This is a genomic window from Enterobacter sp. CPE_E863, assembly GCF_046521465.1.
Taxonomy (GTDB): Bacteria; Pseudomonadota; Gammaproteobacteria; order Enterobacterales; family Enterobacteriaceae; genus Enterobacter; species Enterobacter adelaidei.
In genome coordinates this window covers 3104525-3120146 of sequence record NZ_JBKFZX010000001.1, presented here as the reverse complement: position 1 = coordinate 3120146, position 15622 = coordinate 3104525, and the positions used below count along the sequence as shown (strand labels likewise).

The following is a 15622-nucleotide window of genomic DNA, read 5'->3' as shown; positions in this document are numbered from 1 at the left end:
TTAAAGTCAAAACTCAGCGTAAACCAGGCATACGTATATGCCTGGCGGCCAGATTATGGCACACTTGGCAGGTTTTCTTCCTCTCAAACAGGTACTCAGACGTGAAAATCCTCGTTGATGAAAATATGCCTTATGCCCGTGAGCTGTTTAGCCGCCTGGGTAACGTTAAGGCTGTCCCTGGTCGTCCAATCCCGGTTAACGAACTGGATGATGCAGATGCGCTGATGGTGCGCTCGGTGACCAAAGTAAATGAGTCGTTGCTCGCCGGTAAAGCGATTAAGTTCGTCGGGACCGCAACGGCAGGGACCGATCATGTGGATGACAAATGGCTTAAGCAGGCGGGGATCGGTTTTTCCGCCGCGCCGGGCTGTAACGCCATTGCTGTAGTGGAATACGTTTTTTCCTCCCTGCTGATGCTTGCCGAGCGTGACGGTTTTGCGCTGCAGGATCGTACCGTAGGGATTGTCGGTGTGGGTAATGTGGGCGGACGCCTGCAAAAACGTCTGGAAGCGTTGGGTATTCGTACTCTGCTGTGCGACCCTCCGCGCAAAGACAACGGTGAGGAAGGGGATTTCCGCCCGCTGGATGAACTGGTTGAACAGTGCGATGTGATCACTTTCCACACGCCATTGTTTAAAGAAGGGCCGTATAAGTCGCTGCATCTTGCCGACGAAGCCCTGATCCGTCGTCTGAAACCTGGCACTATTCTGATAAATGCCTGCCGCGGTCCGGTGGTGGATAATGCCGCGCTGCTGACATGTCTGAATGATGGACAAGACCTCAGCGTGGTGCTGGACGTCTGGGAGCCAGAGCCGGATCTCAACGTTGAGCTGCTTAACAAGGTGGACGTGGGTACTGCGCATATCGCCGGTTACACCCTCGAGGGGAAAGCGCGCGGCACGACTCAGGTCTTCGAAGCCTACAGTGCCTTTATTGGGCATCCGCAGCAGGTCGCGCTGGATACCTTACTGCCTGCACCTGAATTTGGCCGCATTACGCTGCATGGTCCGCTCGATCAGGCGACGCTGAAAAGGTTGGTGCATTTGGTGTATGATGTGCGCCGCGATGATGCGCTACTGCGTAAGGTGGCGGGGATCCCGGGTGAGTTTGACAAGCTGCGCAAAAACTATGTTGAGCGCCGTGAGTGGTCCTCTCTGTATGTGATTTGCGATGACGCAAAGGCTGCAACGCTACTGCATAAACTGGGTTTTAACGCCGTTCATCACCCGGCGCATTAATGTCTTCTTAATGCTCCCTGTCGGATACTCCGACAGGGACGCTTTTTTATTTCTGGAGTAAACCACCATGTCTGAAGGCTGGAACATTGCCATTTTAGGTGCCACGGGTGCCGTGGGCGAAGCCCTGCTCGAAACCCTTGCTGAGCGTCAGTTCCCGGTGGGCGATATCTATGCGCTGGCACGTACCGATAGCGCGGGTGAGCATCTGCGTTTCAACAGTAAATCCGTGATGGTTCAGGATGCGGCAGCGTTCGACTGGACGCAGGCGCAGCTGGCATTTTTCGCCGCGGGTGCTGAAGCCACTGCTGCATACATTGAAGAGGCGACCAACGCGGGCTGCCTGGTGATCGACCTGAGCGGTCTGTTCTCCATGGAGCCGGATGTGCCGCTGGTGGTGCCGGACGTGAACCCGTTTGTGCTGGCTGATTACCGTAATCGCAATATCATCGCGGTACCAAACAGCCTGACCAGCCAGCTGCTGACCGCTCTGAAACCACTTATCGACGACGGCGGCCTGTCGCGTATTACTGTCACCAGTCTGCTGTCCGCCTCCGCAAATGGCAAAAAGGCCGTCGATGCGCTGGCCGGTCAGAGCGCGAAGTTGTTGAACGGTATCCCGATTGACGAAGACGATTTCTTTGGTCGTCAGCTGGCGTTCAACATGCTGCCATTGCTGCCCGATCGAGAGGGTTCCGTGCGCGAAGAGCGCCGGATCGTCGATGAAGTTCGTAAAATTCTGCAGGACGACGGCCTGATGATCTCCGCGAACGTCGTGCAGTCCCCGGTCTTCTACGGTCACGCGCAGATGGTAGGTTTTGAAGCGCTGCGTCCGCTGGCGGCAGAAGAAGCGCGCGATGCGTTTGGTCGTGGGGAAGACATTGTGCTTTCCGAAGAGAGCGAGTTCCCGACCCAGGTGGGCGATGCCACCGGTAGCGCGCATCTTTCCGTTGGCTGCGTGCGTAACGACTACGGTATGCCGGAGCAGGTGCAGTTCTGGTCCGTTGCTGACAACGTTCGTTTCGGCGGTGCGCTGATGGCGGTCAAAATCGCTGAAAAACTGGTACAGGAGTACCTGTACTGATGTCAGACGTGGATCAAAAGCCAGTTCATAAAATTGCCCTCGGTATTGAGTACGATGGCAGTAAATACTATGGCTGGCAGCGTCAGAATGAGGTGCGCAGCGTCCAGGAGAAGCTGGAAAAAGCGCTCTCTCAGGTGGCAAACGAGCCAATTAACGTCCTGTGCGCGGGCCGTACGGACGCGGGTGTTCATGGCACGGGGCAGGTGGTTCACTTTGAAACCACAGCCGTGCGTAAAGATGCTGCCTGGACGCTGGGTGTAAATGCGAATTTACCTGGTGACATTGCTGTTCGTTGGGTGAAAGCTGTGCCGAATGATTTTCACGCGCGCTTCAGCGCCACGGCGCGTCGCTACCGTTATGTCATCTACAATCAACGTCTTCGTCCAGCGGTGTTAAGCCAGGGTGTGACGCATTTTTATGAACCGCTTGATGCTGAACGTATGCATCGTGCGGCGCAATGTCTGATTGGTGAGAATGACTTTACGTCGTTTCGTGCGGTGCAGTGTCAGTCCCGCACGCCGTGGCGTAATGTCATGCACATAAACGTCAGCCGTTTTGGCGCTTATGTGGTGGTGGATATCAAAGCCAATGCCTTTGTACATCATATGGTACGGAATATTGTGGGCAGCCTGATGGAAGTGGGTGCCGGACACCAGCCGGAGAGCTGGATTGCTGAACTGCTGGCAGCGAAGGACAGAACGCTTGCGGCAGCCACGGCGAAAGCGGAGGGGTTGTATCTGGTCTCGGTAGACTATCCGGATCGGTTTGACCTGCCGAAACCGCCAATGGGCCCGCTATTTTTAGCGGACTAAACAAAGGTGCAATTAGGGCTTAAACAATATGGACGTAATTCGTTTTTTGATTGATTTCATCCTGCATATTGATGTTCACCTGGCAGAGCTTGTCGCGCAATATGGCGTCTGGGTTTACGCTATTCTGTTCCTCATTCTGTTCTGTGAAACCGGTCTGGTCGTCACCCCGTTTTTACCCGGGGATTCGCTGCTGTTCGTCGCCGGGGCGTTATCAGCGTTACCGACCAATGATCTGAATGTACATCTGATGGTTGTGCTGATGGTGATTGCCGCCATTATTGGTGATGCGGTCAACTATACGATTGGGCGAGTATTTGGTGAGCGGCTTTTCAGTAATCCGGACTCGAAAATTTTCCGTCGTAGCTATTTAGACAAGACCCATGCGTTTTATGAACGCCATGGTGGCAAAACCATTATCCTTGCGCGTTTTGTGCCTATTGTGCGTACATTTGCACCGTTTGTGGCGGGAATGGGACATATGTCCTATCGTCACTTTGCAGCATACAACGTGGTTGGCGCGCTGCTGTGGGTTCTGCTCTTTACCTATGCAGGCTACCTGTTTGGCGATCTTCCGGTGGTTCAGGAAAACCTTAAGTTACTGATTGTAGCGATTATTGTGCTTTCTGTACTGCCGGGCGTGATTGAAATTATTCGTCACAAACGTGCGGCGGCGAAACAAGCGAAGTAAATGCACACTGGCGGTTCGACCACTTTTTTATCCAAAGTTTCGGGCTGTTATGTTTTAATGTGCAACATTCATGGTCTGTTGGAGGCAAAAATGGCATTATTCGCCTCTTATAGCAAAACTGGCATACGACCAGGTTCAGGCAGAAAGGTTATCAATGAGCTGGATTGAACGAATTAAAAGCAACATTACCCCAACGCGCAAAGCGAGCATTCCTGAAGGGGTATGGACGAAGTGTGATAGCTGCGGCCAGGTTCTGTATCGCGCAGAGCTGGAACGCAACCTAGAGGTGTGTCCGAAGTGTGACCACCACATGCGTATGTCGGCGCGTAACCGCCTGCATAGCCTGCTGGACGAAGGTTCTCTGGTAGAACTGGGTAGCGAGCTTGAGCCAAAAGACGTGCTGAAGTTCCGCGATTCCAAAAAATACAAAGATCGTCTGGCCTCTGCACAGAAAGAGACCGGCGAGAAAGACGCGCTGATCGTCATGAAGGGCACCCTGCATGAGATGCCGGTTGTTGCTGCTGCGTTTGAGTTCTCCTTTATGGGCGGCTCAATGGGTTCAGTGGTGGGTGCGCGTTTTGTTCGTGCCGTTGAGCAGGCGCTGGAAGACAACTGCCCGCTGATCTGCTTCTCTGCCTCTGGCGGTGCGCGTATGCAGGAAGCGTTGATGTCTCTGATGCAGATGGCGAAAACCTCTGCTGCACTGGCAAAAATGCAGGAGCGTGGTCTGCCTTACATCTCTGTGCTGACCGACCCAACCATGGGTGGCGTCTCCGCTAGTTTCGCGATGCTGGGCGATCTGAACATCGCTGAGCCAAAAGCGCTGATCGGCTTTGCAGGTCCTCGCGTTATTGAGCAGACCGTGCGTGAAAAACTGCCGCCGGGCTTCCAGCGCAGTGAGTTCCTCATTGAAAAAGGTGCCATCGACATGATCGTCCGTCGTCCGGAAATGCGCCTGAAGCTGGCGAGCATTCTGGCGAAGCTGATGAACCTGCCAGCGCCAAACCCGGATGAGCCGCGCGAAGGCGTGGTGGTACCGGATCAGGAACCCGAGGCCTGATAACTGAAAAGGGCAGGGCCGGTTGGCGCTGCCCTTTTGCTTTCTAAACTGTTAATGACAACCGGGCATCATGGAAAATAAAAGCATTCCCCAAGCCACGTCGCCCCTGGCCGCGTGGCTTTCTTATCTGGAAAACCTGCACAGCAAAACCATTGATATGGGCCTTGAGCGCGTAAGCCAGGTCGCTGCGCGTCTTGATGTGCTGAAACCTGCGCCTTTCGTTTTTACTGTCGCGGGCACCAACGGTAAAGGGACGACCTGCCGTACGCTGGAATCCATTCTGATGGCTGCGGGTTATAAGGTTGGCGTTTACAGCTCTCCACACCTGGTACGCTATACCGAACGGGTTCGCGTGCAGAACAGCGAGTTGCCGGAATCGGCACATACGACCTCGTTCGCGGAAATTGAAGCCGCGCGCGGTGAGATCTCATTAACCTATTTCGAATACGGAACGCTTTCGGCGCTGTGGCTGTTCAAGCAGGCGCAACTCGATGTGGTGATCCTTGAGGTCGGACTGGGTGGGCGTCTTGATGCCACCAATATGGTGGATGCAGATGTGGCGGTGGTCACCAGCATCGCGCTGGATCATACCGACTGGCTGGGACCGGACCGTGAAAGCATTGGCCGCGAGAAGGCCGGTGTTTTCCGCGCAGATAAGCCCGCCGTGGTCAGCGAGCCGGATATGCCACACACCATCGCTGACGTGGCAAACGAGAAGGGCGCGCGTCTGCTGCGCCGCGGCGTTGACTGGCAGTATGAAGTGCGTGACAACGCCTGGTGCTTTAGCGATGCACAGGGCGCGCTGGACAACCTGCCTCTGCCGCAGGTGCCACAACCTAACGCGGCAACGGCACTGGCAGCACTGCGCGCCAGCGGCCTCGCGGTCAGCGAGCAGGCGATCCGCGATGGTATACAGAACGCGATTCTGCCCGGGCGTTTCCAGATCGTCAGCGAGTCACCACGTCTCATTCTGGATGTGGCTCATAACCCACATGCGGCGGCTTATCTTGCCGGACGTCTTAAATCGTTACCAAAAACCGGGCGCGTACTGGCAGTTATCGGTATGCTTCATGATAAAGATATCGGCGGGACGCTGGCCTGCATGGAGAGTGTGGTCGATAGCTGGTATTGTGCTCCTCTGGAGGGGCCGCGTGGTGCAACAGCCGAGCAACTGATGGAACATCTTGGCAAAGGCGCAATCTACAATAGCGTGGCCCAGGCCTGGCATGCCGCGATGGCGGATGCTAAACCAGAAGATACCGTGCTGGTGTGTGGCTCATTCCACACCGTAGCACATGTCATGGAAGTGATGGACGCGGGGAGAACCGGTGGCGAGTAAGTTTCAGAACCGTTTAACAGGAACCATTGTGCTGGTCGCGCTCGGGGTGATTATCCTCCCGGGTCTGCTCGACGGGCAGAAAAAGCATTATCAGGATGAGTTTGCCGCTATTCCGCTGGTCCCTAAACCGGGTGACCGCGATGAGCCGGATATGCTGCCTGCGGCGACGCAAGCACTTCCTGCTCAACCACCGGAAGGTGCGGCAGAAGAGGTTCGTGCGGGCGATGCTGCAGCACCGTCGCTCGACCCGTCCCGTCTGGCGGCAACAAGCAACAATGAGATCGACCCAGTGCCGGTAGAGCAGCCTAAACCTGTTGAAAAACCGAAGCCGGTCGACAAACCACAGCCGAAACCACAGCGCGATAAGACAGCAGAACAGCTGGCCGCTGCTTCAGAGACAGCTCCACCAGCGAAACCGGCTCAGCAAGAAGCCGCAGCCCCAACGGGCAAAGCTTACGTTGTGCAGCTTGGTGCGCTGAAAAATGCGGATAAAGTCAATGAGGTGGTGGGGAAACTGCGCAGTGCGGGGTATCGTGTTTACACTTCACCTTCCACGCCGGTGCAGGGTAAAATTACCCGTATCCTCGTGGGGCCAGAGGCGTCTAAAGACAAACTGAAAGGTTCGCTCGGCGAGCTGAAGCAGATCTCCGGTCTGAGTGGTGTAGTGATGAGCTACAGCGCTAACTAAGTACGACCTGCTCCTGAAAGAGAGAGGCGATAGGCCACGGCGTTGAACATTTTTTCAGCGCCTTTTTTATTTACGCGCGGGAAGGAAATCCCTACGCAAACGTTTTCTTTTTCTGTTAGAATTCGCCCCGAACTGGATGACAGGGCGTTAAATCGTGGGACACATATGGTCTGGATTGATTACGCCATCATTGCGGTGATTGGTTTTTCCTGTCTGGTTAGCCTGATCCGTGGCTTTGTTCGTGAAGCGTTATCGCTGGTGACATGGGGTTGTGCTTTCTTTGTTGCCAGTCATTACTACACTTACCTGTCTGTCTGGTTCACGGGCTTTGAAGATGAACTGGTCCGAAATGGAATCGCTATCGCGGTGCTGTTTATCGCGACGCTGATTGTCGGCGCTATCGTGAATTACGTGATAGGTCAGCTGGTCGAGAAAACCGGTCTGTCAGGAACGGACAGGGTGCTCGGGATCTGTTTCGGTGCATTACGAGGCGTACTGATTGTAGCCGCGATCTTGTTCTTCCTGGATACCTTCACCGGGTTCTCCAAAAGTGAAGACTGGCAGAAATCGCAGCTCATTCCAGAGTTCAGCTTCATCATCAGATGGTTCTTTGACTATCTGCAAAGCTCGTCGAGTTTTTTGCCCAGGGCATAAACCCTGAGATGTGGCTTAACGAGGAAAAGACGAATGTGCGGTATTGTCGGTATCGCCGGTTTCATGCCGGTAAACCAGTCGATTTATGACGCGTTAACGGTGCTTCAGCACCGTGGGCAGGATGCTGCGGGTATCATCACCATTGATGCAAACAACTGCTTCCGTTTACGTAAGGCGAATGGCCTGGTAAACGATGTGTTTGAAGCCCGCCATATGCAGCGTCTGCAAGGTAATATGGGGATCGGTCACGTTCGTTATCCTACTGCTGGCAGTTCCAGCGCCTCTGAGGCACAGCCTTTCTACGTCAACTCACCGTATGGCATTACCCTTGCCCATAACGGCAACCTGACCAACGCGCACGAGCTGCGTAAAAAGCTGTTCGAAGAGAAACGTCGCCACATTAACACTACCTCTGATTCTGAAATCCTGCTCAATGTGTTCGCCAGCGAGCTGGATAATTTCCGTCACTACCCGCTGGAAGCAGACAACATTTTTGCTGCTATTGCTGCCACAAACCGCCAGATCCGCGGCGCATATGCCTGCGTGGCGATGATCATCGGTCATGGCATGGTGGCCTTCCGCGATCCAAACGGCATTCGTCCCCTGGTGCTCGGCAAGCGCGACCTTGGCGATGGTCGTACCGAATATATGGTTGCCTCTGAGAGCGTGGCGCTGGATACCCTGGGCTTCGAATTCCTGCGTAACGTAGCCCCGGGTGAAGCGGTCTACATTACTGAGAAGGGTCAGCTGTTTACCCGCCAGTGTGCAGATAACCCGGTCAGTAATCCGTGCCTGTTCGAATACGTGTACTTCGCGCGTCCGGACTCGTTCATCGACAAGATTTCTGTCTACAGCGCACGCGTAAACATGGGCACGAAGCTGGGTGAGAAAATTGCCCGCGAGTGGGATGACCTCGACATCGACGTCGTTATTCCTATCCCGGAAACCTCCTGCGATATCGCCCTGGAAATCGCCCGCATTCTGGATAAGCCGTACCGTCAGGGCTTTGTGAAGAACCGCTACGTTGGCCGCACCTTCATCATGCCGGGCCAGCAGTTGCGCCGTAAGTCCGTGCGTCGCAAGCTGAACGCCAACCGCGCGGAATTCCGCGACAAAAACGTTCTGCTGGTGGATGACTCCATCGTCCGTGGCACTACCTCAGAGCAGATTATCGAGATGGCGCGCGAAGCGGGTGCGAAGAAAGTCTACCTGGCTTCCGCAGCGCCAGAAATTCGCTTCCCGAACGTGTATGGTATTGATATGCCAACCGCTAACGAGCTGATTGCCCACGGTCGTGAAGTGGACGAAATTCGCCAGATCATCGGTGCCGACGGCCTGATTTTCCAGGATCTGAACGATCTCATCGACGCAGTGCGTGCTGAGAACCCAGAGATTCAGCAGTTCGAGTGCTCCGTGTTCAACGGCGTCTACGTGACCAAAGATGTTGACCAGAAGTACCTCGACTATCTGGATTCGCTGCGCAACGACGATGCGAAAGCCGTCCAGCTGCAAAACGATCTCGAAAGTTTAGAGATGCACAACGAAGGTTGATGTCTCTGCAAGTGAGGGTATTCGCCCTCACTTGCAACTCCCCGCAAAATCCTGCACAGTCTGCCCTGAAATCAGTAAGGGCGAAAATCATGAAACGACTCATTGTTGGGCTCAGCGGTGCCAGTGGCGCGATTTACGGCGTACGGCTGTTACAGGTTCTGCGTAACGTAGCGGAAGTCGAAACCCATCTGGTGATGAGTCAGGCGGCGCGGCAGACTCTCTCTCTGGAAACCGATCTCTCCCTGCGTGACGTTCAGGCACTGGCAGATGTCGTTCACGATGCCCGCGATATCGCCGCCAGCATCTCCTCAGGCTCATTTAAAACCGCCGGCATGGTTATCCTGCCCTGTTCTATTAAAACGCTCTCCGGCATTGTGAACAGCTATACCGACACGCTGGTGACGCGCGCGGCAGATGTGGTGTTGAAAGAGCGCCGCCCTCTGGTTCTTTGTGTGCGGGAAACGCCGCTGCATCTGGGCCACCTGCGTTTAATGACGCAGGCCGCCGAGTTGGGGGCGGTGATCATGCCACCGGTGCCGGCGTTTTATCATCGTCCTGTCTCACTGGATGATGTGATTAACCAGACCGTTAACCGTGTACTGGATCAGTTTGATATCGACCTGCCTGAAGACCTCTTCACCCGCTGGCAAGGGGCCTGATTCTGTGCACAAACAGAGTGCATGAAAAGAGTCGTTGCCCTGTTTCAGGGCAATTATGCAACGGCGATCATATCCTCGACATTTAATTCGTTTTTTCCCTTTTTCTCTCTCCGGTTCGTTCGGCAGACCTGCTATCTTTCACCATTAAGGCAATATCGCAACGTTTTATTAACATATTTAACGTCGAAGTTTTGACCAGACGGCAATGTGGCATAAGACCTGCAAGATGAAGCCTGCAACACAACACACAACACAATACATAATAAAATCACGGTACTTGAGGGTAAATGTATGAAGAAGACGGTTCTGGCTCTGTCTTTGCTCGTGGGGTTAAGTGCGGCAGCAGGTAGCTACGCAGCGCTTCCACAGACAGTTCGTATCGGTACAGACGCAACCTACGCGCCATTCTCTTCCAAAGATGCGAAAGGCGATTTCGTGGGGTTTGATATCGATCTGGGAAATGAGATGTGCAAACGCATTGCGGTGAAATGCACATGGGTGGGCAGCGACTTTGACGCGTTAATCCCGTCGCTGAAAGCCAAGAAAATCGACGCCATTATCTCTTCTCTCTCCATCACCGAAAAACGTCAGCAGGAGATTGCCTTCTCTGACAAGCTCTACGCTGCGGATTCTCGCCTGATTGCGCAGAAAGGTTCCCCTATCAAGCCAACCATTGACTCGCTGAAAGGCAAGCATGTCGGTGTGCTTCAGGGGTCAACTCAGGAAGGTTACGCCAATGCAAACTGGCGTGAGAAGGGCGTAGACGTCGTCGCGTACCAGAACCAGGATTTGATTTATTCTGACCTGGCAGCAGGTCGTCTGGATGCGGCATTCCAGGATGAAGTGGCCGCAAGCGAAGGCTTCCTGAAGCAACCTGCGGGTAAAGACTACGCGTTTGCAGGCCCGTCAGTGAAGGACAAAAAGTACTTTGGTGACGGTACCGGTATTGGCCTGCGTAAGGATGATACCGAGCTGAAAGCCGCCTTTGACAAAGCGTTCGCAGAGCTGCGTAAAGACGGTACTTACGACAAACTGGCGAAGAAATACTTCGACTTCAACGTATACGGTGAATAACACCTGACGGTAACGCACCAGAAAGGTGCGTTACGGGAGCGGTTGACCCAATGCAGTGCATTTGTTGCACTGTATTGGATCGCTTTGTGCATACTTACGCATTTATAATGCAAAAAATCCCAGCTGAAGGGCATTAATCTTTGCCTGTCAGAGGGGATTGATGGCACATTAGCACCACCCCGTCGTCGTAAAAATCCCGTATGAAGACAGTTTGTTGAGGACAGATATGAAAAAACTCGTGTTATCACTATCTCTGGTACTGGCTTTTTCCAGCGCCACCGCGGCATTCGCAGCCATTCCGCAGAAAATTCGTATTGGTACCGATCCTACCTATGCGCCATTCGAGTCAAAGAATTCTAAGGGTGAACTGGTTGGTTTTGACATCGATCTGGCCAATGAGCTGTGCAAACGCATCAAAGCAGAATGTACCTACGTTGAAAACCCACTGGACGCGTTGATCCCTTCTCTGAAAGCCAAAAAAATCGACGTGATTATGTCCTCACTCTCTATCACCGAAAAACGCCAGCAGGAGATTGCCTTCACGGACAAACTCTACGCGGCTGATTCCCGTCTGGTGGTGGCGAAATCGTCTGACATTCAACCAACGCTGGAGTCGCTGAAAGGCAAACGCGTCGGCGTGCTGCAGGGCACCACGCAGGAAACCTACGGTAACGAACACTGGGCACCGAAAGGGATTGAAATTGTCTCCTATCAGGGCCAGGAAAATATCTATGCTGACCTGACGGCAGGCCGTATTGATGCGGCATTCCAGGATGAAGTCGCGGCGAGCGAAGGCTTCCTGAAGACGCCGGTGGGTAAAGATTACAAGTTTGGCGGTCCGTCCATTAAGGATGTGAAGTTGTTTGGCGTGGGCACCGGTATGGGCCTGCGTAAAGAAGACAACGAATTACGTGAAGCGCTGAACAAAGCGTTTGCCGAAATGCGCGCTGACGGCACGTACGACAAACTGGCGAAAAAATACTTTGATTTTAATGTTTACGGCGGCTAATCGCCCCGTCAAATAACGTGCGGCCCCTCCCGCAGTGGGAGGGGAAAAGACACGGTTCCACCACTCACGATACGACAGGGCTCGCGGTATGCTGTACGGATTTTCTGGCGTTATTTTACAGGGCGCGCTTGTCACCCTTGAGCTGGCGATCAGCTCCGTGGTGCTGGCGGTGCTGATAGGTCTGGCGGGTGCCGGTGCGAAGCTTTCAGCTAACAAACCACTGGCGTTGATTTTTGAAGGCTATACCACGCTCATTCGCGGTGTTCCCGATCTGGTGCTGATGCTGCTTATCTTCTACGGTCTGCAGATTGCGCTGAACAGCGTGACGGACGCGATGGGCATGGGACAAATTGATATTGACCCGATGGTGGCTGGTATTATCACCCTCGGTTTTATCTACGGAGCCTACTTCACTGAAACTTTCCGCGGTGCTTACATGGCCGTGCCGAAAGGTCACATTGAGGCGGCAACCGCATTTGGTTTTACCTCCTCACAAACGTTTCGCCGAATCATGTTCCCGGCCATGATGCGCTATGCGCTTCCGGGTATCGGTAACAACTGGCAGGTTATCCTCAAAGCGACGGCGCTGGTCTCGCTGCTCGGTCTGGAAGACGTCGTTAAAGCGACTCAGCTGGCGGGCAAGAGCACCTGGGAGCCGTTCTACTTTGCGGTGGTCTGTGGCGTGATTTATCTGGTCTTTACGACCGTCTCCAATGGTGTGCTGCTTCTGCTCGAGCGTCGCTACTCCGTGGGTGTGAAGAGGGCTGACCTGTGATTGAGATTATTCAGGAATACTGGAAATCGCTGCTGTGGACAGATGGCTATCGCTTTACCGGCGTGGCGATTACGCTCTGGCTGCTGATCTCCTCCGTGGTGATGGGCGGAATTCTGGCGGTGTTTCTTGCCATTGGCCGCGTGTCGAACAATAAATATATCCAGTTCCCGATCTGGCTGTTTACCTATGTGTTTCGCGGCACACCGCTGTACGTGCAGCTGCTGGTGTTCTATTCGGGGATGTACACGCTTGAGATCGTAAAAGGCACTGAGATGCTGAATGCGTTCTTCCGCAGTGGCCTGAACTGTACGGTGCTGGCGTTGACGCTCAATACCTGCGCCTATACCACCGAGATTTTCGCGGGGGCAATTCGTTCCGTGCCTTACGGTGAAATCGAGGCGGCGCGCGCGTACGGTTTCTCGTCAGTGAAACTTTACCGCTGCATTATTCTGCCGTCGGCACTGCGTATCGCGCTACCGGCGTACAGTAACGAAGTGATTTTGATGCTGCACTCCACCGCGCTCGCCTTTACCGCGACGGTGCCGGATCTGCTTAAAATTGCGCGCGATATTAACTCCGCGACCTATAAGCCGTTTACCGCGTTTGGCATTGCGGCGGTGCTCTATTTAATTATCTCTTATGTTCTGATTAGCCTGTTCCGTAAGGCTGAAAAACGCTGGTTGCAGCATATAAAACCTTCTTCGACGCACTGAGAAAGATGATGGCTGAGAACAAATTAAACGTTATTGATTTGCACAAACGCTACGGCGAACATGAAGTGCTGAAAGGGGTGTCGCTGCAGGCGAATGCGGGCGACGTGATCAGTATTATCGGCTCATCCGGCTCGGGAAAAAGTACCTTCCTGCGCTGCATCAACTTCCTCGAAAAACCGAGTGAAGGCTCGATTGTGGTGAGCGGACAGAATATCAACCTGGTCCGTGACAAAGACGGTCAGCTCAAGGTTGCAGATAAGAATCAGCTGCGACTGCTGCGTACGCGCCTGACGATGGTGTTCCAGCACTTCAACCTCTGGAGCCATATGACGGTGCTGGAGAACGTGATGGAAGCGCCGATTCAGGTGCTGGGCCTGAGCAAGCAGGAAGCCCGCGAGCGCGCGGTGAAATACCTGGCAAAAGTGGGTATCGACGAGCGCCAGCAGATGAAATACCCGGTGCATCTCTCCGGTGGTCAGCAGCAGCGTGTGTCCATCGCCCGCGCGCTGGCGATGGAACCCGAGGTATTGCTGTTCGACGAACCGACCTCCGCGCTGGACCCTGAACTCGTTGGCGAAGTGCTGCGCATCATGCAGAAACTGGCCGAAGAGGGGAAAACGATGGTGGTGGTCACCCATGAGATGGGCTTCGCCCGTAACGTCTCGAATCACGTTATCTTCCTGCATCAGGGGAAAATAGAAGAGCAGGGGCATCCGGACGAGGTGCTGGCAAATCCGCAAAGCCCGCGTTTGCAGCAGTTCCTGAAGGGCTCACTGAAGTAGATTTGCCTTTCTCCCTCTCCCCTTTGGGAGAGGGCTGGAGTGCGGCATCAAACTGTACCGCACTCCAGCCGATACACCCAGTCGTCATAGCGCACGCCGTCAATTTCATACGCTTTTTCCAGCACCTGCGTACGCACAAATCCGGCTTTCTCTAATACCCGCACCGAGCCGCCGTTATCTGCCAGCACGTAGGCGTTAATCGCTTTCACGCCGGTCTGGTTAAACGCATAGTCACACACCGCGCGCAGCGCCTCGCTGGCAATCCCTTTTCCCTGCGCGGCAGGCACAACCGTATAGCCGATATCGGCCTCTTCACGATTCTCAGGGCTGATTTGCAGGCCAATGTCACCAAGCGGTGTGTCATCATCCCGCAAACGAATGACAAATACATGGGCAGCAGTGAGTCGCGCGGCAAACACGCGTCGGGTTTCTTTTTCCGGGGCGATGGCGGCCATATAGCGCATGATGCTGCGATCTTCTCGCAGCGAGCGGAAGAAGGCCCAGTCAGTGGGTTCAAAAGGAGTGAGGTGAAGCCGGGGAGTGGTGATCGTTGCCATTGTTACGCCATTTATTCGGAACATGGTCTGTCACTGTAACATATTCACCGTACTACATCCCCCAGCGCCTCTTCTAATTCATACCAGCGGAACGCAAATCCGGCCGCTTCCAGCCGTTTTGGCAGCGCCCGTTGCCCACCTAATGCCAGCACCGATGCTTCCCCCATTATCAGGCGAATTACCGTTGCAGGGACACGTAAAATCGCCGGACGATGCAGGGCGTGCCCCAGCGCGTGGGCAAACTGTTCGTTACGCACCGGATACGGCGCAACCATGTTAAACGGCCCGCGCAGATCGTTATCCAGCAGCCAGAGAATGCCGTTCACCATATCGTCAATGTGGATCCACGCCATATACTGGCGGCCATTACCTATGGGGCCACCGAGCCCGAGCCTGAAAGGGGGAAGCATCTTCGCCAGAATGCCGCCTTTCGGCGCAAGCACTACGCCGGTACGCAACAGGCAGACGCGGGTGCGATCGCTCTGCGCGGCACAGGCAATGCGTTCCCACTGGGCGCAGAGTTTGTGGGTAAACTCGTTATGGGGGGGCTCTTCCTCGGTCACTACCACTTCGCCGAGATCGCCGTAATAGCCCACTGCTGAGCCTGAAATCAACACCGAAGGCGGGGTGTGGCTATTGCGGATAAGCTCAACCAGCTTTTCGGTAATGTTCCACCGACTGCTGCAGAGCAACTGTTTTTGCTCTTCCGTCCAGCGTTTATCGGCGATGGGTTCGCCTGCCAGGTTGATGACGGCGTCAAAGCCGTCCAGATTTTGCTGCTCGGACAAATTTTTCCAGATGTCGACACCCGTCCCCAGCACCTGGCGCGCTTTCTCCGGGCTGCGCGTCACAACGGTAATGTCGTGATGCAGCGCCTGCAGGCGCGCAACGAGATGATGACCAATCAATCCTGTACCGCCGGTCAGCAAAATCTTCATACAA

General features: G+C 54.4%; 17 protein-coding genes. 15 read left to right on the top strand and 2 right to left on the bottom strand.

Annotation, left to right across the window (positions count from 1 at the left end):
* The first annotated feature begins 101 nt into the window (after positions 1 to 101).
* From pdxB to hisP, 15 genes are all read left to right on the top strand, one after another.
* Positions 102 to 1238: a 4-phosphoerythronate dehydrogenase PdxB gene (pdxB, locus tag ACLHV8_RS15370; protein WP_108090841.1), complete on the top strand. Its 1137-nt coding sequence runs from the start codon at positions 102 to 104 to the stop codon at positions 1236 to 1238.
* A 67-nt stretch (positions 1239 to 1305) separates the two neighbouring features.
* The gene (locus ACLHV8_RS15365) at positions 1306 to 2319 is read left to right on the top strand and encodes an aspartate-semialdehyde dehydrogenase (RefSeq protein WP_028016211.1); all 1014 of its coding nucleotides are present in this window, start codon (positions 1306 to 1308) and stop codon (positions 2317 to 2319) included.
* Positions 2319 to 3131, top strand: coding sequence for a tRNA pseudouridine(38-40) synthase TruA (gene truA / locus ACLHV8_RS15360; RefSeq protein WP_128347385.1), 813 nt, complete (start codon positions 2319 to 2321; stop codon positions 3129 to 3131). The genes ACLHV8_RS15365 and truA overlap by 1 nt, the downstream gene beginning before the upstream one ends.
* A gap of 28 nt (positions 3132 to 3159) precedes the next feature.
* The gene (locus tag ACLHV8_RS15355; RefSeq protein WP_023312565.1) at positions 3160 to 3819 is read left to right on the top strand and encodes a DedA family protein; all 660 of its coding nucleotides are present in this window, start codon (positions 3160 to 3162) and stop codon (positions 3817 to 3819) included.
* 154 nt (positions 3820 to 3973) lie between these two features.
* On the top strand, positions 3974 to 4879 hold the full coding sequence (accD, locus tag ACLHV8_RS15350) for an acetyl-CoA carboxylase, carboxyltransferase subunit beta (RefSeq protein ID WP_003861408.1): 906 nt from the start codon (positions 3974 to 3976) through the stop codon (positions 4877 to 4879).
* 70 nt (positions 4880 to 4949) lie between these two features.
* Positions 4950 to 6218: a bifunctional tetrahydrofolate synthase/dihydrofolate synthase gene (folC, locus tag ACLHV8_RS15345; RefSeq protein WP_410376979.1), complete on the top strand. Its 1269-nt coding sequence runs from the start codon at positions 4950 to 4952 to the stop codon at positions 6216 to 6218.
* Positions 6208 to 6906, top strand: a complete 699-nt coding sequence (dedD, locus tag ACLHV8_RS15340) for a cell division protein DedD (RefSeq protein ID WP_028016215.1) — start codon at positions 6208 to 6210, stop codon at positions 6904 to 6906. Before folC ends, dedD begins: the two co-directional genes overlap by 11 nt.
* A 165-nt stretch (positions 6907 to 7071) precedes the next feature.
* Entirely contained in the window at positions 7072 to 7560 is a 489-nt protein-coding gene (gene cvpA / locus ACLHV8_RS15335; RefSeq protein ID WP_000262116.1) for a colicin V production protein, read from the top strand.
* Between the two features lie 33 nt (positions 7561 to 7593).
* Positions 7594 to 9111: an amidophosphoribosyltransferase gene (gene purF, locus ACLHV8_RS15330; RefSeq protein WP_208594197.1), complete on the top strand. Its 1518-nt coding sequence runs from the start codon at positions 7594 to 7596 to the stop codon at positions 9109 to 9111.
* A gap of 89 nt (positions 9112 to 9200) precedes the next feature.
* Complete coding sequence (locus ACLHV8_RS15325; protein WP_049005876.1) at positions 9201 to 9770, top strand: UbiX family flavin prenyltransferase; 570 nt, start codon at positions 9201 to 9203, stop codon at positions 9768 to 9770.
* 291 nt (positions 9771 to 10061) lie between these two features.
* Positions 10062 to 10844: a lysine/arginine/ornithine ABC transporter substrate-binding protein ArgT gene (argT, locus tag ACLHV8_RS15320; RefSeq protein WP_028016218.1), complete on the top strand. Its 783-nt coding sequence runs from the start codon at positions 10062 to 10064 to the stop codon at positions 10842 to 10844.
* A 226-nt stretch (positions 10845 to 11070) separates the two neighbouring features.
* Positions 11071 to 11853, top strand: coding sequence for a histidine ABC transporter substrate-binding protein HisJ (hisJ, locus tag ACLHV8_RS15315; protein WP_049005874.1), 783 nt, complete (start codon positions 11071 to 11073; stop codon positions 11851 to 11853).
* Between the two features lie 88 nt (positions 11854 to 11941).
* Positions 11942 to 12628, top strand: coding sequence for a histidine ABC transporter permease HisQ (locus ACLHV8_RS15310; RefSeq protein ID WP_014832782.1), 687 nt, complete (start codon positions 11942 to 11944; stop codon positions 12626 to 12628).
* Complete coding sequence (locus ACLHV8_RS15305) at positions 12625 to 13341, top strand: ABC transporter permease (protein WP_410376978.1); 717 nt, start codon at positions 12625 to 12627, stop codon at positions 13339 to 13341. The genes ACLHV8_RS15310 and ACLHV8_RS15305 overlap by 4 nt, the downstream gene beginning before the upstream one ends.
* Positions 13342 to 13349: 8 nt before the next feature.
* Entirely contained in the window at positions 13350 to 14123 is a 774-nt protein-coding gene (hisP, locus tag ACLHV8_RS15300) for a histidine ABC transporter ATP-binding protein HisP (protein WP_045354320.1), read from the top strand.
* A gap of 47 nt (positions 14124 to 14170) precedes the next feature.
* On the opposite strand, the gene ACLHV8_RS15295 is transcribed toward hisP, so the two are convergent.
* Both ACLHV8_RS15295 and ACLHV8_RS15290 read right to left on the bottom strand, forming a co-directional pair.
* The gene (locus ACLHV8_RS15295) at positions 14171 to 14680 is read right to left on the bottom strand and encodes a GNAT family N-acetyltransferase (protein ID WP_208594198.1); all 510 of its coding nucleotides are present in this window, start codon (positions 14678 to 14680) and stop codon (positions 14171 to 14173) included.
* A 44-nt stretch (positions 14681 to 14724) separates the two neighbouring features.
* Positions 14725 to 15618, bottom strand: coding sequence for a TIGR01777 family oxidoreductase (locus ACLHV8_RS15290; RefSeq protein ID WP_128347386.1), 894 nt, complete (start codon positions 15616 to 15618; stop codon positions 14725 to 14727).
* Between the last annotated feature and the right edge of the window lie 4 nt (positions 15619 to 15622).